Genomic DNA, 20,367 nt, shown 5'->3' on the forward strand with positions numbered 1-20,367 from the left:
GGCCGGGCCGGTCAGCCGGCCGCCTCGACGAGGTCGTCCGGCGTGACCGTCGCGGGCGTGGCATGGCCGGACAGGGCGAGGGTGAGGTCCAGTTCGGCCAGGACGCAGCGGATGACGTGCTCGACGCCCGCCTGCCCGTCCAGACCGAGGCCGTAGACGTACGGCCGGCCGAGCAGCACGGCCCGCGCGCCCAGGGCGAGCGCCTTGAACACGTCGTCGCCGGTGCGCACCCCGCTGTCGAACAGCACGCTCAGCCGGTCGCCCACCGCGTCCGCGATCCCGGGCAGCGCGTCGGCCGCCGCGACCGAACCGGCCACCTGCCGGCCGCCGTGGTTGGAGACCACCACCCCGTCCATCCCCGCGTCCGCGGCGAGCCGGGCGTCGTCCGGGTGCAGGACGCCCTTGAGGACGATCGGCCCGTCCCAGTGCTCGCGCAGGAAACCGAGGTCGGGCCAGGTGTGGCTCGCGTCCCCGAACAGGCCGAGGAAGTGCAGCACCGCGGCGTTCGGGTCCTCGTGGACGGGCTTGGCGAGGCCCGCCCGGAAGGCCGGGTCGGTGAAGTAGTTGGCGGTGCCCACCCCGTGCAGGAACGGCAGGTACGCCTGGTCCAGATCGCGCGGGCGCCAGGCCAGCAGGGGGGTGTCCAGGGTGACGACGAGCACCGAGAACCCGGCGGCCCTCGCGCGGCCCAGGAAACTGCGCGTCACCTCACGGTCCTTGCCCCAGTAGAGCTGGAACCACCGCTCGGCGTCCCCCATGGCCTCCGCCACCCGCTCGAGCGGCGTACTGGACGCCGAGGACAGGACGAACGGCACGCCCTGCGCGGCGGCGGCCCGGGCGGCGGCCGACTCGGCGTCCGGATGCATGATCGACAGCACACCGACCGGGGCGAGGGCCAGCGGCGCCGGCAGGCTGCGGCCCAGCACCTCGGCCGTCAGGTCCCGCTCCTGGACGTCGCGCAGCATGCGCGGCACGATCCGGCGCCTGGCCAGGGCCGCCCGGTTGGCGCGGGCGGTGCCGCCGTCACCCGCGCTGCCCGCCACGTAGCCCACCGGGCCGGGCCCGAGCCGGTGTTCGGCAAGCTCCTCCAGCCGGGTCAGATCGGTGGGCAGCCGGGGCACGGCACCCGTCATCCCGTTCAGGTAGATCTCGTACTGGAAGTCCGCCCAGTGCTTGGCCATCCGTCCCTCCCACCACTCGCCGCCACGTCAGCGCGTGCCGACGATACTCGCGGGTAGGCCAGGACGGCTCCACCGGGAACGCCTCGGCCGCGATGGGCTCACGCACGCACCTGGACGCTCCATGAACGAGAGAAGTCGTGAAGGGGTCGTGAAGGGCTCGCCGTGGGGCCGGGGCGTTATGTTTCAGGCCGATTAACGAGTGGGTGTTTTTCGGCCATTCGGCCGGTCGCCACGATCAAGAACCGCTCAGTTGTGCGGTCGATGCGGTCAGTTTCCGTGACTTCACGCCACTGTTTCAACACGCAATGTTACCGAAAGCTGTGGGTGCGATGTGTGTTTCGCCGGCGGACTCGGCAGAGTGGCGCTCGCCGCTCCGGCGCCGACCGGGCCGGAGGGCACACCCGTCTATTCGAGCGGAAGGATGCACACAATGCGGAACACCGCGCGCTGGGCAGCGATCCTCGGCCTCACGGCCGCCGTATGCGGACCCCTGACCGGGGCCGCCCTCGCTGCACCGGGCGCCGCCCCGTCGTCGCTCTACGCCCCCTCGGCGCTGGTGCTGACCACCGGCCACGGCGAGACCGCGGCCGCGGCCACCCCCGAGCGCGCCGTCACCCTGAACTGTGCCCCGACGGCCTCCGGCACCCACCCCGCGGCGATCGACGCCTGCGCCGAACTGCGCGGCGTCGGTGGCGACCTCTCGGCCCTGAAGAGCCGCGACGACGTGCGGTGCACCAAGCTCTACGACCCCGTCGTGGTCACGGTCCAGGGTGTCTGGCAGGGCAAGCGCGTCTCGTACGAGCGCAGCTTCGGCAACTCCTGCGTGAAGGACGCCATGAGCAGCAGCGTCTTCGCGTTCTAGACCGGGATCGTGCGGTCCTCGCGACGCCGGATCAGGCTCGCAACTGGGGAGTGCGGCCCCTGGAGCGGGGACCCGCGATCTCGCACCGGGACCGACGGGCGGAGTGGGGCCGCCCGCCGGATTCCCGGGCACACAGCCGCTCCCCGGAACAGGCCCGTGGGGGGCCTCTCCGGGGAGCGGCGAAAAACGACCGGTATCGAAAAACAACCGGTTTCAACTGAAGATTGGACGTCAGGCCTTGCGCCGGTGACTCGTGTCGCACCAGGGGTAGCGGCGACTGCGCCGGCAGGTGCACAGGGCCACCCGGAAGCGGTCGGAGGAGACCGTGGTGCCGTCCTCCAGTTCGATCTCCACCGGGCCCTCCACCAGGAGCGGCCCGCGCCGCTGCATCCGGATCCGCCGGGGGCGTTCAGCAGGCTCGTTCGGCACGGATCACCACCAGCTCCTCCTTGTCGTCGGCGGCCGTGAGCAGACCGCTCCGGCGCAGCCAGTCCTCCCGGGAGCGCAGCACCGGACCGAAGTCGATCCAGCGGCGCCGGACGACGGCGGCCTTCAGGTCCGCCGCGCGCAGCAGTTCCAGGGTCCGCTCGGGGCCGCTCAGCGCCGAGTGGACCAGCAGCAGCACCCCGCCGGGCCGCAGCAGTCCGGGCGCGTCCCGGCAGATCCGGTCCAGCAGCAGTCGCCCGTCATGGCCCGCGTCCCAGGCCCGTGACCGGCCGTGCGGCTCGCGCCCGGTGCCGGGCGCCGGCACGTACGGCGGGTTGGCCAGGATGAGGTCGTACGCGCCGCCCGCGACCGGGCCGAAGAGGTTGCCGCGCCGGATCCGCACCGGCAGCCGGGTCAGCCACGCGTTCAGCCGCGCCGTCCACACCGCCCGCCGGGACACGTCCACCGCGGTCACCTCGGCGCCGTGCCGGGCGGCCGCCAGGGCCAGCGCACCGCTTCCGGTGCCCACGTCCAGCACCCGCGCGCCCGGCGCGGGCGCCTCTTCGTCCAGCGCTTCGGCCAGCAAGGCCGTGTCGTCCTGAGGGGCGTACACGCCCGGAAGTACCCATGATGTCACGATGCACTGGGTACCCCCGCCATCAGGATGTATGGGCCACTTCCCGGGCAAAAGGAATGCGGAGCGACGACCGTCCCGCACGCCACTCGCCGAGCAGCCGCCGCGCCAGCCGCTCCTCGAGGAACTCCGTGGCGTCGACGCCGAAGGCGATGTCGCCCGCCAGCTCGGGTTCCTCCGCCAGCAGCCCGCCGATCACGTCGTGGCGGACGACCTGCTCGTGCACCGCGTCCGCCTCGACGTGCTCGTCGTAGAAGAACTCGGCGGCCGGCCCGGCCCCGGTACGGCGCATCGCCCGGGCGAGCCGGCGGGAACCGGGCGAGGAGGTGATCTCCACGTCCGCGAAGTGGCCCACCAGCGCCCCGCGCAGCCGGCGGTGCAGCCCGAACAGCGACATCAGGTTGACGACGGCGAGCATCTCGGCGCAGGCCGCGTCCAGGTGGCGGCCGTACGCGGTGTCCAGGCCCAGGTCCGTCATCAGGTCCGCGAACAGCCGGGCGTGCACCCGCTCGGCCCGGCCGCCGCCGAACTCGTCGAACTCCACCGCCGCCATCGCCGCCTTGGCCCGGCCCCACAGCCGGGGCAGCACCCAGGCGTGCGGGTCGGCCTCCTTCAGGTGGTAGAGGGAACGCTGCGCCGCGTACTCGCGCAGGTGCCACAGTTCGCCCTCGTCGCACAGGAAATGCGTGACCCCCGTGCCCTCCGCGGGCTCGACGAGGAGGGCGGCCAGGGCCTCGTCGAGACTGTCGTGCACCGGCGTGTCGGCGCGCAGCGCGGTCAGGAACCGATCCTCCAGCGCGCCCCGCAGCGCCAGCAGCCCGGGATCCCACTCGAGCTCCGGGCGGACCCCGGCGAAGCCCCGGTAGTGCAGCTCGTAACACAGGTACAGGGCGAGCTGGAGATCGTCGCCGTAGGGGTCGGCCGCCTCGGCGCCGGAGGCACCGGGCAGCGGGCCGGTGCCGCGCAGACAGGCGGTGACGGCGGCGGAGAGGGGCCCGCGCGGCGCGGGCAGCTCGGGTCCTCGCAGGTGGTGGTCCATGGCATCCGGGTACCCGGGCGACGCGAAAGCACCAGGGATTTCAGTCCCCCTCGGAACGCTCCTGCGCTCCGGTGTTCGGGGTGACGGCGTCCCCCGCCTCACCCCGGCTCTTCTTGTCCTCGCCGTGCTTCTCGGCCTCCTCCACCTCGCGGAGCACTTCCTCCAGCGCCGTCTCGGGCCGCTCCTCGTGGTCGTTCTCGCCGCTCATGGCGTCTCCTCCCGTCGCCTCGTCTTGATCCACCACGGGTTACCCGCGGGCGCCGTCTCAAGCGTCGCCGCGGGCACGATGTACGGACACGGGTCCAGGCGGGCGGGTAGCCTCGACGCGCCGAGGGGGGCCCGTACCGTGGAGGACCGCATCGCCATGCCCGTAGACCTCACCGGCACCTTCCTGACCCTGGACGACGGCCGCCCCGCCGTCCGGTTCGGCCGCACCTACGACCTGCCCGCGGACCGGGTCTGGCGGCTGGTGACCGACCCCGGCGAACTCGCCGGCTGGTTTCCCTCGCGCGCCGAGATGGACCTGCGCCCCGGCGGGGCCATCCGGTTCAGCGGCGACCCGAACATGCCGGAGTCCACCGGCACGGTGCTCGCCGCCGACCCGCCCCGGCACCTCTCCTTCGAGTGGGGCGGCGACGAACTCCGCTTCGACCTGGAAGCGGAGGACGCCGGGCGTACCCGGCTGACGCTGACCGACGTGCTCGCCGCCCGGAACGCCGCCGCGCGCAACGGCGCCGGCTGGGAGGTGTGCCTGACCGCCCTGGACGCCAGGGCGTACGGCGAGCACCCCGGGGGGCCGCACTCCGGGGCGGGCGCGGCCTGGCGGGAGTTCTACGACGGCTACGTCGCGGCGGGAGTGCCCTCGGGCGCGCCGGTGCCGGGCCTGGACTGACCGCTCGGCGCGGGTCGGTCCAGGCCTACGCCAGCTGCCTGCGCACCAGTTCGTGCAGCCTGCCCCCGGTGTCGGCGAGCAGCTCGGCGGGCGGCCCCTGCTGGATCACCCGGCCGTCCTCCATCACGATCACCCGGTCCGCGTCCAGCACCGTCGACAGACGGTGCGCGATGACGATCCGGGTGGCGTTCAGCTTGCGGGTGCTGTCGATGACCGTGCGCTGGGTCTCGTTGTCCAGGGCGCTGGTCGCCTCGTCGAAGAAGAGGATGCGCGGACGCCGGATCAGCGCCTGGGCGATCATCAGCCGCTGCCGCTGGCCACCGGAGATCGCGCCGTTGCCGGCCACGATCGTGTGCAGGCCCATCGGCATCCGCTGGATGTCCTCCGCGAGGCCCGCCAGCTCGGCGGCGGCCATCGCCTCCTCCGGCGTGTACGGCTCGGTGCCGCAGATGACGTCCAGGATGGAACCGGTGAACGGCTGCGCGTGCTGGAGCACCACACCGCACTGACGGCGCACCGCCGACTGGTCCAGTGCCGCCAGGTCCTGGCCGTCGTACAGGACGCTGCCCGAGACCGGCCGGTCGAAGCCGATGAGCAGCCGCAGCAGCGTGGACTTGCCGCAGCCGCTCGGGCCGACGATCGCCACGAACTCGCCCGGCCGGACGGCGAAGGAGACGTCGTCGAGGACGAGCGGCCCGTCGTCGGCGTACCGGAACGACAGCCGGCGGGCCTCGACGGCACCCGACAGCGGACCGGGGCGGGTGCTCGCGGTGCGTACCTCGGGCGTGGCGTCCAGCACCGGCCTGATCTCCTCGAACAGCGGCAGCGCCGCCACCGCCGAGACGAAGGAACCGGTGAGCTGGGTGACCGAGGTGAGCACCATCGTCACCGAGGTGCTGAAGGTGAGGAACGCCGCCGCCGACATGGCGCCCCGCGCCGGACCCGCCAGCAGCATGAACATCAGCAGGGTGCACACCGGCAGGTAGACCGCGCCCAGCACCGAGGTGAGGTTCTTGATCCGGCCCACCTTCTGCTGGAGCTCGCGGCTGCGCGCGAACTGGCGTGCCCAGGCGGCGTACGCGTAGTTCTCCGCAGCCGCCACCCGCAGCTTGGGCAGGCCGCGCAGGGTCTGGAAGGCCTGGTTGTTCAGTTTGTTGCCGAGCACCACCAGACGCCGCTGCCAGCGCACCTGCCACAGACCGAGCCCCAGGAACACCGCCGCGATGACGACGAGCATGCCGATCGCCGCCATGGCCATGGGCGCGCTGTACCAGAACAGCAGCCCCAGGTTCATCGCGCCGACCGTCACCGACTGCGCGACCACCGGGCCGGTACCGGCCAGCAGCCGGCGGATCGCGCTGATGCCCATGGCGGCACTGGCGAGCTCACCGGTGGAGCGCTGGGTGAAGAACCGGGTGGGCAGCCGCAGCAGCCGGTCCCAGACGGCCGGCTGCAGCGCCGCCTCGATACGGCCCTCCATACGCAGGATGGTCAGGTTCTCCAGCAGTGTGAACGCGGCCGACACCACCCCGCTCACCATCACCGCCAGGCACACCTGCACGATCAGACCCGTCTGGGCCTTCGGCACGTACTCGCCGAGCACCTTCCCGGTGGCGATCGGCACCAGCGCGCCGATGGCGACCGTCACCAGACCCGCGAGCACCAGGTTGCCGACGTCGCCGCGCGTGCCGTGCAGGCTGAACCGCAGCAGCCCGAGCGGACCGAGGCGCCGCTCGGGCAGCGGCCGGTAGAACATGACCGCGCGCGGCTCGAACTCCTCGGCGTTCGCCTTCTCCACCGGCGTCTCGCGCCCGGTGCCCGGATGCACGGCCACATAGCCGCCGCGCCGCCACAGCAGCGCCACCGGCGCCCCGGACAGCGCCCGGTGCCCGACCAGCGGGCCGACGTTCTCCCGCCACCAGCGGCCGTGCAGGCGGACGGCGCGGGTACGCACCCGGGAGGCGAGCGCCACCCGCTCGACCGGGTCGAGGCGTTCGCTCTCGGTGCCGCTCTGCGCGGGTGCGGCAAGTTCGATGCCGGCCGCCTCGGCCACCAGCTTGCAGGCCGCGTAGCTCGCGTCGGCGTCGGCGGCCGTCGCGGGACGGGCCGAGCGCCTGCCGATGGAGGCCAGCAGCGTCTGGTCGGCCTGGGCGCGGACCGCCTCACCGGCCTTGATCCCGGCCGCCGTGCGCGTCTCGTGGGTGCGCTCGAGCTGCTCGATCCACCGGTCCAGCGCGGTCAGCAGCCGGTACTGCTGATCGACCATGCTCTGCCACAGCGCGGGATCCATCAGCAGATCGGCGGCGGCCTCGGCGCCGTACAGCGAGCCGTACTGCACGCTGCCCGGCGGCACCTGCATCCAGAACACGTCGTCGTCGGCGGGCGCGGCGGCCCGGTCCTCGGCCATCGGCGCCTGGAAGAGGACGGACAGACCGCGGCCGACGCCGAGGGCGAGGGCGTACTCCAGCGGGCTGGTCGTGGGCGGCACGTACTGCGGGTTGCCGTACTCGTCGTACGACCAGGTCTGCGTGTGCGCGGGCTGGTACAGCTCGCGCAGGTCGACGCGGTGCAGCACGCAGTCCCGCACCGGGCGGGCCACCAGCGTGTGCTGGGGCCCGGCGACCGGGCCGAGCAGCAGCGCGCCCGCCTCGAGACGGCCCAGATGGTGCCAGTGGCCCTGCTGATCGGCGTCCACCGCGAACAGGTCGAGCGCGCCGGCCGCCACCAGCCACAGCACCTGCGGCCCTTCGAGGTCCACACGGCTGAAACCGGCGCAGTCGACCCGCGTGCCCAGCGAACCGAGCGCGCCGAGGACGAGGTCGCCTTCGTGCACGGACGTCATCTCACCGCTCCCTGACCAGCGCGGCGTACGCGCCACCGCGCGCCACCAGCTCCTCGTGCCGCCCGCGTTCCACGACCGTGCCGTGCTCCAGCACCACGATCTCGTCGCTGTCGCGGACCGTGCTCAGCCGGTGGGCGATCACCACGCAGGCACAGCCGCGCCGGCGCAGGTTGTCCATCACGCCCAGCTCGGTCTCCGCGTCCAGTGCGCTGGTCACCTCGTCCAGCACCAGGATGCTCGGGCGGCGCACCAGCGCCCGGGCGATCTCCAGGCGCTGGCGCTGGCCGCCGGAGAAGTTCCGGCCGTCCTGCTCGACCATGCTGTGGATCCCGCCCGGCCGGCGCGTCACCACGTCGTGGAGGGCCGCGTCCTTCAGCGCCTCGATCACCGCCTCGTCGGGGATCGACGGGTCCCACAGGGCGACGTTGTCGCGGATCGAGCCCTCGAACAGGAACACGTCCTGGTCGACGAAGGACACCGAGGCGGCGAGCGCGCCGCGCGGGATGTCCTCCAGCCGGCGGCCGTCGATGCGGATCACCCCGTCCCACGGCGTGTACAGGCCCGAGATCAGCCGCGAAACCGTCGACTTGCCGCTGCCCGAGCCGCCGACCAGCGCCACCTGCCGGCCGGGGCCCACGGTCAGATCGAATCCGGTCAGCAGCGGCTGGTCCAGCGGGCTGTAGCCGAAGGTGACGTTCTCCAGCTCGATGTGCCCGTGCAGCCGGCGGGTGGAGTCGCCCGAGCCGGGCCGCGCGTAGAGCGGATCGGCCTGGAAGTTCTCCACGTCCTTCAGCCGGGCCACGTCGGCGGCGAAGTCCTGGATCCGGCCCGCCACGCCGTTGAGCCGGGTCAGCGGCGCGGTGAAGCGGGTGACCAGCGCCTGGAAGGCGACCAGCAGACCGACCGAGATGTGCCCCTCGACGGCCCGCATCCCGCCGATCCAGAGGATCAGCGCGCTGTTGAGCGTGGCGAGCGTCGGCGCGACCACACCCAGCCAGGCGCTCGGCACGCCGAGCCGCTGCTGCTCCTCCAGCGTGGTGGCGTGCTGCCCGGCCCACTTGCGGAAGTAGCCGTCCTCGCCGCCGGTCGCCTTCATCGTCTCGATGAGCTGCAGCCCGGAGTACGAGGTGTTGGTGAGCCGTGCGGTGTCCGCGCGCAGCTTCGCCGTCCGGGTCGCCCGCAGCCGCACCACCATCCGCATGGCCACCACGTTCAGCAGGGCCACGCCGATGCCGACGAACGTCAGTTGCGGGTCGTAGGTGTACAGCAGCACGGCGTACAGCACGACCACGATGGCGTCCACGCCCGCCGCCGCGAGGTCGCGGGCCAGGGTCTCGGCCACCTGGTCGTTGGACTGCAGCCGCTGCACCAGGTCGGCCGGGGAGCGCTGGGAGAAGAAGGTGACCGGCAGGCGCAGCAGATGGCGCAGGAAACGGGCGCTGGAGAGGGTGGAGGAGATGATCCGGCCGTGCAGCAGATTGGCCTGCTGGAGCCAGGTCAGCACCAGGGTGAGCGCGACGCAGGTGGCCATCGAGGCGAACAGCACACCGAGCAGAGAGGTCTGTCCGCCGATGAGGAACATGTCGATGTAGGTGCGGCTGAGCGCGGGCACGGCCGCGCCCACCGCCACCAGCAGCAGGCTGGCGAGCACGGCGGCCGGCAGGGTGCCCGCGGTGCCGCGCAGCCGGGCCGGCATCGCGCCGAGCACGCCCGGCCGGCGGCCGCCCCTGGTGAAGTCCTCGCCCGGTTCCATCACCAGCACGACACCGGTGAAGCTGCCGTCGAACTCCTCCATCGGCACGAACCTGCGGCCCTTCGCGGGGTCGTTGACGAACACCCCGCGGCGGCCGAAACGGCGGCCCATGCCGTCGTAGACGACGTAGTGGTTGAACTCCCAGAACAGGACGGCCGGCGCCTTCACCTCGGCGAGCGCGGCCAGGTCCATCTGCATGCCCTTGGCGGTCAGCCCGTAACCGCGGGCGGCCTTCAGCAGGTTGCTGGCGCGTGAGCCGTCGCGGGAGACACCGCAGGCGATGCGCAGCTCCTCCAGCGGGACGTGCCGGCCGTAGTGGCCGAGCACCATGGCGAGGGAGGCGGCGCCGCACTCGACGGCCTCCATCTGGAGCACGGTGGGCGTACGGACCGTGCCGCCGCGGGACTTGGGGACCGGCCTGCGGGCCGGGGCGGCCCGTCTGCGGCCGCGGGTTTCCGTCTGCGTGGTCACGGGAGCAGCCAATCGACGGGACGCTGGTCGGCCAGCTTGACCGAACCGGAGGCGAGGGTCATGGAGTCGAGCCGGTACGGCGGTCCCTCGGCGGACGACCAGCGGTAACCGCTCTTCGTCGAGGCCGACCTGTCCAGCGCGACCAGCACCGCCACCGGGCGGCCCTTTCGGGTGAACTGCTCACCGAGCTGGCTGTCACCGAGGAACGCGGCGATCGACTGCGGGGACTGCGCGGCGCGGTCCACCGACTTCACATGCCCGCGCAGCACGCCGTAGCGCTGTGTCGGTACGGAGGAGACGGTCAGGTCGACCGGGGCGTGCGCCGGGATGGCGGCCGCGTTCTCGGCGGGGACGTACACGGTCGCGTACAGAGGGTCCGAGGCGTGGGCGATCTTCTCCACGGAGGCCACGTTGGCGCCGGTCTGGACGATCTGCCCGATGGTGGCGGCGAGCGCGGTGATCCGGCCCGCGGCGACGGTGCGCACCACCGTGTCGCCCTGGCCCGTACGGACCTTGAGGACGGGCGCGCCGGCCGGCAGCCGCTCGCCCTGCTCGGCGAGCACGGCCGTGACCTGGCCGGCGACGGGGCTCTGCAGCAGGTAACTGCCCTGACCGTGGGTCAGGACGGCCTGCGCGGCGACGGTGGAGGCGACCGAACCGGTCACCGCCCATACGGAGGCCGCCGCCATGACGACGACGGTGACGCCGAGCGCGAGCCAGCCCTGGGGGCGGGCCAGCCGCACCGGAAGGTCCAGCTCCTCCGGCGACTGGAGCTTGGCGAGGGCCTGTTGGCGGAACTGCACGGAACTTCCCTCACCCGAGGAGAGACATCGTCACGACAAGACCGCGGGTGCCGCGGCGGGACCGTCGGTCCGGTGCGGGCACCCGAGAGTCCCGGAGCCGGGGGGCGGCTCCGGGACTTCGGTTACACCGAGGTGCGATCAGAGACCGGCGACGAGGCCGGTGATCGGGGCGGTGTTCAGGCCGGTGACACCCTCGACGGTGCCGACGGCCGTGTCCACCACGCCGGCGACCGGGGCAACGCCGTTCACGGCACCGGTCACGGTGTTGAGGGCGTTCAGGGACAGACCGCCGGAGACGTTGTCCAGCTCGGCGTCCGAGATCTCGACGGTCTCAACCTGGGGGGTGGAGTTCATGGTGGAACTTCCCTTCGTATGGATATTCATAAGGGGGGGAAGCGGCCCCCTCTGGGGACAGACGGACGGCCGCGACCGCGGGCACCGAGCCTCCGTCTCCGGAAGCCGGGGGAATGCCCTCGGTGTGATGGATCAAAGCACGCCCGCAGCGCTGGCTTCCAATCAAACAGGCCTCTCACCTGGGCACTTGGCGCGCCAAGTGCCTCAACGGTGCAGGTTTGCGCACGCCGTGTCGGCTACTCCTTCACATGCCGCACGGCATCGGCGCAGCCGTGTCCCTGCCCACCGGGCGGCGAATCCGGCACTTAGCGTCAAACGCGTACGCGGGGGGCGCGCGGATGTGCAGATACGGGGGCGGCCGTGACGCGCTTGGGCATTCGATGTGCAGATTCCCTGAAGCAGGGATTCCGGTACGTGAGCGGAACTGACCGTTACCGTCCGGTAGCCGAGTGTGTCGGGTCCGGGCCGCGGACCGCCGGCCCGGGAGCGCCCGGACCGTCAGCCCAGAAGCGCGTAGACCGTGCTGGCGCGCGCCGCGAGCGCGCCCGAACCCGCGTCGCACAGGGTGATGTCGGCGAACGCCGTCCGCCGGCCCAGCTTGGTGAGCACCGCTTCGATCCGGACGTCCGCACCGGTCACCGCGCGCTGGAAGGACGTGGACTGCTGCACGGTCGTCATCGGCACGAAACCGCCCCGCGCGGCCGAGACCGCGATCACCGTGGCGGTGTCGGCCGCCGCCATCAGCGCCTGCCCCGACAGCCCGCCGCCCTCCCGGGCCAGCCGCTCCGACCAGGGCAGCCGCAGCACCGCCCGGTCCTCGCCCAGGGACTCCACCACCAGACCCAGTTCGAGGACCCAGGGGGCGAAGCAGGTGGAGAGGATCTTGTCGGCTTCGGCGCTGGTCATCGTCATGTGGGCGATTGTTCCCGGCCCGGCGCCACGACACGCGCGACGTGGCCGATTCGCCGTCGTAACACGTGTACCGGCAAACGGAATTGAACGCACCGCGTGACCCGGCCGTACCTGTAGCCATCCAGGCGCCCCGAACGACTGCCCGACAGCGGCAGAACCCCCGTCCCCAGGAGGTCGAGAAGTTTGAGTCACAAGCGAATGCCCAAGCGCAAGGCCGCGATAGCGGTGGGCGGTGTCGCGGCGCTCGGCGCGGCGGCCCTCCTGCTCCCCCACGCCAACGCTTCCCAGGACAAGGCCTCGGGCGCCGCCGGCGCCGCCAGGACCCTGAAGGCCGCGGACGCCTCGGATCTCGCCGCACAACTGCAGAAGGCGCTCGGCGACGCCCTCGCCGGGTCCTACTACGACAGCTCCAAGCAGCAGCTCGTCGTCAACGTGGTCAGCGGCGACAAGAACGTGATCGTCCAGGCGGAGAAGGCCGGCGCGGCCGTGCGCCAGGTCGACAACAGCACCGCCGAACTGGAGTCCGCCGCACGGACCCTGAAGAGCAGGGCCACCGTCCCGGGCACCGCCTGGGCCGTCGACCCGCGCACCAACAAGGTCGTGGTCACCGCAGACTCCACCGTCACCGGCGCCAAGTGGGACCGGGTCCAGTCGACCGTGCGCGGCCTCGGCTCCGGCATGGCCACCCTCAAGAAGTCCGCCGGTGCCTTCAAGACCTTCGTCTCGGGCGGTGACGCCATCTTCTCCCAGGTGCAGGGCGGCAACGTGCGCTGCTCCCTCGGGTTCAACGTCACCGCCTCCGACGGCAGTCCCGCCTTCCTGACGGCCGGTCACTGCGGGGTGGCGGCCAAGCAGTGGTCCGACTCCCAGAACGGGCAGCCCATCGCCACCGTGGACCAGGCCACGTTCCCCGGCGAGGGCGACTTCTCGCTCGTCAAGTACGACGACGCGAACACCCAGGCGCCCAGCGAGGTCAACACGGGCGACGGCCAGACCGTGCAGATCAACCAGGCGGTGGACGCGACGGTCGGCCAGACCGTGTTCCGGATGGGCTCCACCACCGGGCTGCACAACGGCCAGGTGACCGGTCTCGACGCCACCGTCAACTTCCAGAGCGAGACCGACCCCAACGGCGTCGACACCGTCACGGGCCTCATCCAGACCAACGTCTGCGCCGAGGCGGGCGACAGCGGCGGCTCCCTGTTCACCCAGGACGGCGGCGCGGTCGGCCTCACCTCCGGCGGCAGCGGCGACTGCACCAGCGGCGGCGAGACCTTCTTCCAGCCGGTCACCGCGGCCCTGCAGGCCACCGGTGCCACCCTCGGCGACGGCGGGAACGGCGCGGGCGATCAGGCGGGCGCGGGCGACCAGGCGGGCGCCGGCGCCGGCGACCAGGCCGGCGCGGGCGACCAGGCCGGCGCGGGCGACCAGGCCGGCGCGGGCGACCAGGCCGGCGCGGGCGACCCGGCGGGTACCGGTGACGGCTCGGGCGCCGGTGACCAGGCCGGCGGCGACCAGATCGGCGGCGGCGCCGACCCGTCGGCCCCGGCGGGCGGCGACCAGAGCGGCACGGGCGAGGGCACCGGCGCCGGTGACCAGGCGGGCGCGGGCGACGGGTCGTCCTCCGCCAACGGGTCCCACTGACCCTCACCGGGTCCCACCGAGCCGTACCGGGATCACCGAGCCGCACCACGACTCCCCGACCGGCCCACAGCGGTTCCGGCCGGCCGGGGACGGTCCGGTCCTCCGGCGGGAGGGCCGGACCGCGGCCGTCACAGCACCACAGGCACGGCCGCCGGCACGGCCCCCGCGGCTCAGCCGCCGTCGAGGGCCCTGAGCAGCAGCACCGCCACGTCGTCCACCCGCTCCTGCGCGGCCGCGCTGTGCCGCACCAGTTCGTCGGCCAGCTCCTCCAGGGGCCGGCCGCCCACCTCGCCGAGCAGCGCGCCCAGGTCGACCAGGGAGTCCTCGATGTCCATGCCGGGCGACTCCACCAGACCGTCCGTGTACAGAGCGAGGACCGAACCGGGCGTCAGGGACACCTCGGTCGTCGGATACGTGGCCGAGGCGTCGATGCCCAGCAGCGGGCCGCCCGCCAGGTCCAGCACCCTTACCCGGCCGTCCGGGCGTCTGAGCAGGGGCGGCGGATGCCCGGCACGGGCCATCACGGCCCGGCCCCGGGCCGGGTCCAGGCGCAGGTAGAGGCAGCTCGCGAACAGTTCGGCGCCGAGGTCGATGAGCAGCCGGTTGGTGCTGCTCATCACCTCCTCGGGCGGCTGCCCCACGGTGGTGTAGGCGCGGACCCCGGTGCGGATCTGCCCCATCAGCGCGGCCGCGGTCACATTGTGGCCCTGCACGTCCCCGATCACCGCCGCCGCCTGCGGCCCGGTCGGCACCAGGTCGTAGAAGTCGCCGCCGATCTCCATGCCCTGAGTGGCCGGCAGATACCGGGCGGCCGCCTCGATACCGGGAAGCCGCGCCAGCGAGTGCGGCAGCAGGGACTCCTGGAGGCCCTGCGCAAGCCGGTGCTTGGCGTCGTACAGCAGGGCGCGCTCCAGCGCCTGCGCGATGAGCCCGCCGAGGCTGGTCAGCACCGCGCGCTCGTCGGCGGGGAAGACACGCGGCTCGGCGTACGCCAGCACGCAGGTGCCCACCGGCCGCCCGGACGCGATGAGCGGCAGGAACGCCCAGGCCGCGTAGCCGTCCGGGGTCTGCTGCCGGCTGGGATACAGCCGCTCCAACTGCTCCTGGGTCTCGAAGAACGCCGGTACGCCGCTGCTCAGTACATGGGTGCCCGGGGTGCGTTCGCTCAGGGGCAGCCCGTCGAACCTCTCCACGACATGCGGGTCCGGGTACCCGCGGTGCCCCAGCACGTGCATCCGCCCGCCCTGGGAACCGAGGATGACCAGCGCCTGGCTGCCGACCGCCGGGGCCACCTCGTCGGCGACCATCTGCACCACGTCGTGCACCCCGACCGCCTCGGTCAGCGCCCCCGCCAGGCTGAGCACCTGGGAGATCGTCACCAGCCGGGACGGTCCGGGCCCCGGCTGCGGCACGCCCCGGGTGATCTCCGCGACCGCCCGGGCCCGGGTGATCCGCACGCTCAGCCCGGTCGTGCTCGGGTACAGGCGGAAGGACAGCCACTCGCCGGGCGGGCGCAGCGCCACGAACGACGCCATCTGCTGGCTGATCAGCGCGGCCCGGTAGCGGTCCTCGTACACCGGGTCGTTCAGCCATGGCACCGACACCCACGGCAGGGTCCCCAGCAGTTCGTTCGCGGGCCTGCCGAGCAGTTCGGCGGCCGCCGCGTTGACGAAGCCGACCCGGCCGTGCAGGTCCAGCGACACCAGCCCGTACGGCAGCCGGGCCACCATTCGTGCCGCCTCGACCGAGCCCAGCGTGCCCGCCACCCCCGACACCGGCGCCGCCAGCAGATCGGCCTCGGGGAGCAGCGTCTTGTTCGTCTCGGCGGCCCGGGCCAGCCGCCGCGCCAGCCGTTCGCAGCCTCCGGTCAGATGTTCCCGCTCCGCGTCGGACAGCTCCGGCGGATGCACCCCGGGCCAGGTCGCGAACACGGCGCCGAACACGGTGTCGGCCGTCGCCACCGGCGCCGCGGCCAGCGCGAACGGGTACGGCAGCACCACCGAGATACGCGGATAGCGGCGCGCCATCTCCTCCTCGCCGCTCACCCACACCAGCCGGCGCTCGCGCACCGCGTCCGCCACCGGGATCGGCGCGTGCAGCCCGACCCGCTCCCATGGCGCCGCGAACGCGCGGGGCATGCCCGCCATGACCGCCATCTCCAGGACCGGCTCGGAGTGACGCAGCAGGTAGACCGCGCCGGAGTGCGCGCCCAGGTCCTCCAGCATCGCGGCCAGCGCGAGCGACAGCAGCGGCCGGCCGGCCGGTGCGCCGGCCACCTCCGGTGTCCGCTCGGCTCCTGGCCCGTCGGGCACGCCGACCACCTCCTCGTACGGCCGCGCCACGCCTCCCGGGATCAAGGCTGCCCCGTGGGGGCGCCCGGCGCACGGCGAGCGCTCAGGAGACTCCGCACCCGCCCCCGCGCGGCGGATGTCTCCGCATACCCCTTCCGGCCGCCTCCATGCGCCGGTGCGGGCGGGGCGTGAGCCGTGACGGCGGGCGCGGGGCCGAGGGCGGCGCGCCGGGCGTCTCGGCGGCCTCAGTGGCCGTGCGGCGGCGGCGCGCGGGTATCACCCCGTGCACCAGCCGCGGGCTCGGCGGTGCGTTCCGCCGGGGTGTCGTGTCCCAGGGGGCTCCGCTGCGGCGTGTCGCGGCGTGTCGCGGTCATCGGCCGGGGCGCACGGCTGGGCGGGAGAAGCACGGTCCGGTGTACCAATGCCGCAAGTGCGCCCCCGTCGCGCCAGGATGGCCGAATCTCGGCGCGGGGCACGCCGTTCCGTTTCCTGAGTGGTCGAACGGGTGACGGTGGGGCGGCGGAAACCAGAGGCGTGCCGCCGCGGGCGGCGGCCGGCACGGCGTGTCGCGGTACCGTCCGTCGACGGGGCCCGAGTCGGTCGTTGGTCGTATCATCATCCCAGCTCAGAGGGGTGTCGATCGATCCGCCGGACGGCCGGGCGAGAGTCGGCCCGGGCGTCGCCGACAGGCGGTCGGCGTGCCCGCCGGCACACCGGCGGCATCCTTTTTCGACGCGTGCGGTTTACGGGTGCGGCCCCTGGGCACACGCGGTGCGGCGTTCGCCCGGCCCTCGAGCGCGGGGGCGCAGTGAAGTGGCCGAGCAGTGACGCAAAAGCACCGGCAGAGTACGCTCCGTTCAACTTCAGGGGGTTGCTTGCTCGTGACTCGCCGTGAAGACTGTGGCCGAGTTTCATGGAAACGAAGGTGTCGTGCGGCGCGCGTCATGCCAATCGTCGGGCGGCATGAGCCGCAAGTGCGTATGTTCACACCTCGTTTCGGACGGCCGGGGCCGGGAGCCCCGACCGTTCAGGAGACGGGAGGGTTCCGCGCGATCGTTGCGCGGGAGAATCGCCGAGGGGGATGGGTGATGTCGGATTGGCGCGCCACACGGCGTGGCTCGCTGCGGAGCCGGAGCCGGAGCCGGAGCCGGAGCCGCGGCCTGGCGGTGCGGCCGCCGTGTCCCGCACGGCGTGTGCTGAGGGCCGTGAGCCCACCGCAGCGGACCGGCGTCGGCTGACCGCCCCGCCGCGTACGAAGAGGGCCGCGCGGCCAGGTGCCCCTCTCGTCCCACGCCCGCACGACGGTGGCGCAGCCGTGTCCCCGACAGCCGGCGGCCCGGCCGCCAGACGCATCACGCCCCTGCGCGCATGACTCCTCCATGCCCGCACCCCCCACCCGCAAGCAAGGAGACAAGTTGATCAGCAGGCAAGTGACGGGGGAACGACTTCTCCTGGAGGAGTTACCCGACCGCTGGCGCGGCTTACGCGAGGCCGGGCCCGTGCGGTTCGACGAGACGCAGCGGGTCTGGCAGGTGCTGGACCACGAGACCGTGGCCACCGTGCTCGCCGATCCGGCGACGTACTCCTCCGACCTCTCCTCCCTGGCCCCCACCCAGTCCGACTTCGAGACCTTCACCCGGGGCAACTTCGTCGGCATGGACCCCCCGGAGCACCGCAAGCTCCGCACGCTGGTGAGCCAGGCGTTCACCCCGCGGGTCGTGCAGGGACTCGGCCCTCGCATCGAGGCCGTCTGCGACCGGCTGCTGGACGCCGTCGCCGACCGCGACCGGTTCGATCTGGTCGACGCGCTGGCCTATCCGCTGCCCATCATCGTGATCGCCGAACTGCTCGGCATCCCGGCCGGGGAACACCGCCTCTTCCAGGAGTGGGCGAGCGTCCTGTTCGGCGGTGACCAGCTCGGCGAGGCGCCCGACATGGCCGACCTCGAGCGGGCGCTGGAAGCCATCGCCCCCACCGTGCGCGAGATGAACGGCTACATGCTGGAGCACATCCGTGCCCGCCGCGCCGACCCCGGTGACGACCTCACCAGCAGACTCATCGCCGCCGAGGTGGACGGCGTCCGTCTCGCCGACCAGGAGATGGTCGGCTTCGTGGCCCTTCTGCTGGTGGCCGGCCACATCACCACGACCGCGCTGCTGGGCAACGCGGTCGTCACTTTCGACAGGCACCCCGGTACGGACGCCGCACTGCGCGCCGACCCGACCGGCGTCCCGGCCGCCGTCGAGGAGGTGCTGCGCTGGCTGCCGCCGTTCCCGGAGCTGGGCCGCCGGGTCACCCGGCCGGTGGTCCTCGGCGGTCACGAGATCCCGGCCGGGACGCTGCTGATGGCGCATCTGGGCGCCGCCAACCGGGACCCCGCCCGCTTCGCCGCACCCGACGTCTTCGACGTGACCCGGAGCCCGAATCCCCATCTGACCTTCGGGCACGGCATCCACTTCTGTTTCGGCGCGCCGCTGGCCAGGCTCGAGGCGCGGATCGCTCTCCACAAGTTGCATGAACGATTCCGCACCCTGGTGATCCCGTCCTACCAGGACATCGCCCACCAGAACCCGGCCGTCATCGTCGGCGTACGGCATCTGCCCGTCGAGGTCGGCAGACCGTAGCCCGGCGCTCGACAGCGCCCCGGCCGGCCCCCACACCGCTCGTTCGGGCCGGACCGGCACACCCGCACATGAGACCCATCCAACGGGAGTCCCCTTCTCATGCCGTACATCACCCCCGCGGCTCCGGCCGCTGCCCTGACGCCGTCCCTGTTGCGCCAGGAATTACAGGCCCGCCTCGATGCCCTGGCCCGGATCCACCAGGTGCCCGGCGCCCAGCTCGCCCTGGACACGGGCGGCGACGTCGTCACCGTGCACACCGGAACCGCCGACGTCACGACCGGCAGTCCCTTCACCGCGGACACCGCGGTCCCGCTGGGATCGCTCACCAAGCCCTACACCGCCGCGCTCGTCATGCTCCTCGCCGACGACGGCGACCTCGACCTGGACGAGCCCGCGGCCAGGCACCTCCCGGAGCTGCGCGGCACACCCGAGGTGACGGCCCGTCAACTGCTCAGCCACACCGCCGGGCTGCCCACCGGACCCGACTCCGACACCGCCGCCGCGACCACCACCGCGCGCTACCTCACGGGCGTCTGCACCGAGAGCGATCTGCTGTTCGCGCCGGGGACCGACTTCTCCTACTCCAACGCCGGATACGTCGCCGCCGGACGGCTGGTGGAGACGGTGACCGGCATGCCGTGGCCCGAGGCCGTGGGGGCGCTGCTCCTCGAAGCCCTCGATGTCCTGCCCGCGTTCGTCGGCGACGCCGCACCCGTCCGTCCGGTGGCCGCGGGACACGCCGTCAACACCGCCACCGGGCAGGCCGTCCCGGCCCGTCAGACCCTGGCACCGCTGGAGGCGCCGGCCGGCGCGCTGCTCGCGAGCGCCCGGGACCTGGTCGTGTTCGGCAACGCGCTGACCGGCCGCTCGGACGTGCTGCCGCCCGCCGTCGTCAAGGAGATGCGCCGGCCCGAGACCGCCGCCCGTCCGGGCACGCTCGCCGACGGCTGGGGCACCGGGCTCGCCCTGTACCAGAGGGACGGCCGTGTCTGGTGCGGCCACGACGGAAACGCCCAGGGAACGTCCTGCCATCTGCGGGCCGACCCGGAGAGCGGCGTGGTGGTCGCCTTCACGGGCAACGCCGGGGGCGCCACCGCGCTCTGGCGCGACCTCGCCGAGGAACTGGGCCGGCTCGCCGGCATCCGGGTGCCCGCCGGAACGGACGTCGTGGACCGGGGCGGGGCCGTCGGCCTGCCCGGCTGCGCGGGCACCTACCGCAACGGCACCACGACCTATCGGATAGAGCCCGGACCGGACGGCACACCGGCCCTGTCGGTGGACGGCGATCTGCCCCTGCCGCTGGTCTGCTACGCCGACCTGTCCTGCGATCTGCGCGATCCGGCCACCGGGCGCCTCGAACCCGGTGGCCGGTTCCACCGGGATCCGGCCACCGGCCTGATCGACCGGGTCCAGATATCCGGACGCACGGCACGCCGTACGGACGACGGCTGAGCCACGGTCGCCACCGGCACCCGGTTCCGGCGCGGCGGGTCCGGCCGTGATGTCACGGTCCGGTGCCGGTCGCGGGTCCGCCCGGCTTCGGCGGCCGCTGCCAGGGGCGCCGGCACCGGCGGGCGGACCACGCGGCCGACGCGGATCCGGCCGGACACCGCCGCCGATCAGGCCGCTGCCATTCAGT

Annotated in this window: 16 protein-coding genes; 5 read left to right on the forward strand and 11 right to left on the reverse strand. The window is 73.2% G+C overall.

Going from position 1 to position 20,367, the window contains the following annotated elements:
* Positions 1-11: 11 nt before the first annotated feature.
* Entirely contained in the window at positions 12-1,181 is a 1,170-nt protein-coding gene (locus ACZ6B1_RS03720; RefSeq protein WP_468774632.1) for a lactate 2-monooxygenase, read from the reverse strand.
* Between the two features lie 430 nt (positions 1,182-1,611).
* Here ACZ6B1_RS03720 and ACZ6B1_RS03725 point away from each other — a divergent pair, with 430 nt between their 5' ends.
* A complete protein-coding gene (locus tag ACZ6B1_RS03725) occupies positions 1,612-2,043 on the forward strand; it encodes a protease inhibitor (RefSeq protein WP_468774634.1) in 432 nt (143 codons plus the stop codon).
* Positions 2,044-2,274: 231 nt separating this feature from the next.
* Here the strand turns inward: ACZ6B1_RS03725 and ACZ6B1_RS03730 are convergent, their stop codons facing one another.
* From ACZ6B1_RS03730 to ACZ6B1_RS03745, 4 genes are read right to left on the reverse strand one after another with little or no spacing between them, the layout of a single operon-like run.
* Positions 2,275-2,472 (reverse strand): CDGSH iron-sulfur domain-containing protein, encoded by a 198-nt coding sequence (locus tag ACZ6B1_RS03730; protein ID WP_468774636.1) that lies wholly within the window; start codon positions 2,470-2,472, stop codon positions 2,275-2,277.
* Positions 2,453-3,106 carry a HemK2/MTQ2 family protein methyltransferase gene (locus tag ACZ6B1_RS03735; protein WP_468774638.1) on the reverse strand — a complete coding sequence of 218 codons (654 nt, stop codon included), beginning with the start codon at positions 3,104-3,106 and terminating at the stop codon, positions 2,453-2,455. The genes ACZ6B1_RS03730 and ACZ6B1_RS03735 overlap by 20 nt, the downstream gene beginning before the upstream one ends.
* A 22-nt stretch (positions 3,107-3,128) precedes the next feature.
* A complete protein-coding gene (locus tag ACZ6B1_RS03740) occupies positions 3,129-4,142 on the reverse strand; it encodes an iron-containing redox enzyme family protein (protein WP_468774640.1) in 1,014 nt (337 codons plus the stop codon).
* A gap of 40 nt (positions 4,143-4,182) precedes the next feature.
* Positions 4,183-4,350, reverse strand: a complete 168-nt coding sequence (locus ACZ6B1_RS03745; RefSeq protein ID WP_468774642.1) for a hypothetical protein — start codon at positions 4,348-4,350, stop codon at positions 4,183-4,185.
* A 156-nt stretch (positions 4,351-4,506) separates the two neighbouring features.
* Between ACZ6B1_RS03745 and ACZ6B1_RS03750 the strand changes: the two genes are divergently transcribed.
* Positions 4,507-5,034: an SRPBCC family protein gene (locus ACZ6B1_RS03750; RefSeq protein ID WP_468774643.1), complete on the forward strand. Its 528-nt coding sequence runs from the start codon at positions 4,507-4,509 to the stop codon at positions 5,032-5,034.
* A gap of 25 nt (positions 5,035-5,059) precedes the next feature.
* Here ACZ6B1_RS03750 and ACZ6B1_RS03755 read toward each other — a convergent pair whose 3' ends face one another.
* The 5 genes from ACZ6B1_RS03755 to ACZ6B1_RS03775 all read right to left on the reverse strand — a co-directional run bounded on the left by ACZ6B1_RS03755 (position 5,060) and on the right by ACZ6B1_RS03775 (position 12,169).
* Positions 5,060-7,876, reverse strand: a complete 2,817-nt coding sequence (locus ACZ6B1_RS03755) for an NHLP bacteriocin export ABC transporter permease/ATPase subunit (protein ID WP_468774645.1) — start codon at positions 7,874-7,876, stop codon at positions 5,060-5,062.
* Between the two features lies 1 nt (position 7,877).
* Positions 7,878-10,100, reverse strand: a complete 2,223-nt coding sequence (locus ACZ6B1_RS03760) for an NHLP family bacteriocin export ABC transporter peptidase/permease/ATPase subunit (protein ID WP_468774647.1) — start codon at positions 10,098-10,100, stop codon at positions 7,878-7,880.
* Positions 10,097-10,903, reverse strand: coding sequence for a hypothetical protein (locus tag ACZ6B1_RS03765; RefSeq protein ID WP_468774649.1), 807 nt, complete (start codon positions 10,901-10,903; stop codon positions 10,097-10,099). The genes ACZ6B1_RS03760 and ACZ6B1_RS03765 overlap by 4 nt, the downstream gene beginning before the upstream one ends.
* A 138-nt stretch (positions 10,904-11,041) precedes the next feature.
* Entirely contained in the window at positions 11,042-11,257 is a 216-nt protein-coding gene (locus ACZ6B1_RS03770) for a type A2 lantipeptide (RefSeq protein WP_468774651.1), read from the reverse strand.
* 498 nt (positions 11,258-11,755) lie between these two features.
* Positions 11,756-12,169, reverse strand: a complete 414-nt coding sequence (locus ACZ6B1_RS03775) for a PaaI family thioesterase (RefSeq protein WP_468774652.1) — start codon at positions 12,167-12,169, stop codon at positions 11,756-11,758.
* Positions 12,170-12,367: 198 nt separating this feature from the next.
* On the opposite strand from ACZ6B1_RS03775, the gene ACZ6B1_RS03780 reads away from it, so the two are divergent.
* Complete coding sequence (locus ACZ6B1_RS03780) at positions 12,368-13,813, forward strand: S1 family peptidase (RefSeq protein WP_468776011.1); 1,446 nt, start codon at positions 12,368-12,370, stop codon at positions 13,811-13,813.
* A 170-nt stretch (positions 13,814-13,983) separates the two neighbouring features.
* Here ACZ6B1_RS03780 and ACZ6B1_RS03785 read toward each other — a convergent pair whose 3' ends face one another.
* Positions 13,984-16,134 carry a SpoIIE family protein phosphatase gene (locus tag ACZ6B1_RS03785; protein WP_468776012.1) on the reverse strand — a complete coding sequence of 717 codons (2,151 nt, stop codon included), beginning with the start codon at positions 16,132-16,134 and terminating at the stop codon, positions 13,984-13,986.
* A gap of 1,385 nt (positions 16,135-17,519) precedes the next feature.
* Here ACZ6B1_RS03785 and ACZ6B1_RS03790 point away from each other — a divergent pair.
* Positions 17,520-18,728 carry a cytochrome P450 gene (locus ACZ6B1_RS03790; protein ID WP_468774654.1) on the forward strand — a complete coding sequence of 403 codons (1,209 nt, stop codon included), beginning with the start codon at positions 17,520-17,522 and terminating at the stop codon, positions 18,726-18,728.
* 99 nt (positions 18,729-18,827) lie between these two features.
* Positions 18,828-20,180: a serine hydrolase domain-containing protein gene (locus ACZ6B1_RS03795; protein WP_468774656.1), complete on the forward strand. Its 1,353-nt coding sequence runs from the start codon at positions 18,828-18,830 to the stop codon at positions 20,178-20,180.
* The last annotated feature ends 187 nt before the right edge of the window (positions 20,181-20,367 follow it).

The sequence above is a fragment of the Streptomyces sp. NPDC041129 genome (assembly GCF_055592265.1).

Bases quoted from the DNA above. Each gene is read 5' to 3' on its own strand.
- ACZ6B1_RS03720 (WP_468774632.1), bottom strand. From the start codon at position 1,181: ATGGCCAAGCACTGGGCGGACTTCCAGTACGAGATCTACCTGAACGGG.
- ACZ6B1_RS03755 (WP_468774645.1), bottom strand. From the start codon at position 7,876: ATGACGTCCGTGCACGAAGGCGACCTCGTCCTCGGCGCGCTCGGTTCG.
- ACZ6B1_RS03795 (WP_468774656.1), top strand. From the start codon at position 18,828: ATGCCGTACATCACCCCCGCGGCTCCGGCCGCTGCCCTGACGCCGTCC.
- ACZ6B1_RS03780 (WP_468776011.1), top strand. From the start codon at position 12,368: ATGCCCAAGCGCAAGGCCGCGATAGCGGTGGGCGGTGTCGCGGCGCTC.
- ACZ6B1_RS03775 (WP_468774652.1), bottom strand. From the start codon at position 12,169: ATGACGATGACCAGCGCCGAAGCCGACAAGATCCTCTCCACCTGCTTC.
- ACZ6B1_RS03745 (WP_468774642.1), bottom strand. From the start codon at position 4,350: ATGAGCGGCGAGAACGACCACGAGGAGCGGCCCGAGACGGCGCTGGAG.
- ACZ6B1_RS03750 (WP_468774643.1), top strand. From the start codon at position 4,507: ATGCCCGTAGACCTCACCGGCACCTTCCTGACCCTGGACGACGGCCGC.
- ACZ6B1_RS03725 (WP_468774634.1), top strand. From the start codon at position 1,612: ATGCGGAACACCGCGCGCTGGGCAGCGATCCTCGGCCTCACGGCCGCC.
- ACZ6B1_RS03770 (WP_468774651.1), bottom strand. From the start codon at position 11,257: ATGAACTCCACCCCCCAGGTTGAGACCGTCGAGATCTCGGACGCCGAG.
- ACZ6B1_RS03740 (WP_468774640.1), bottom strand. From the start codon at position 4,142: ATGGACCACCACCTGCGAGGACCCGAGCTGCCCGCGCCGCGCGGGCCC.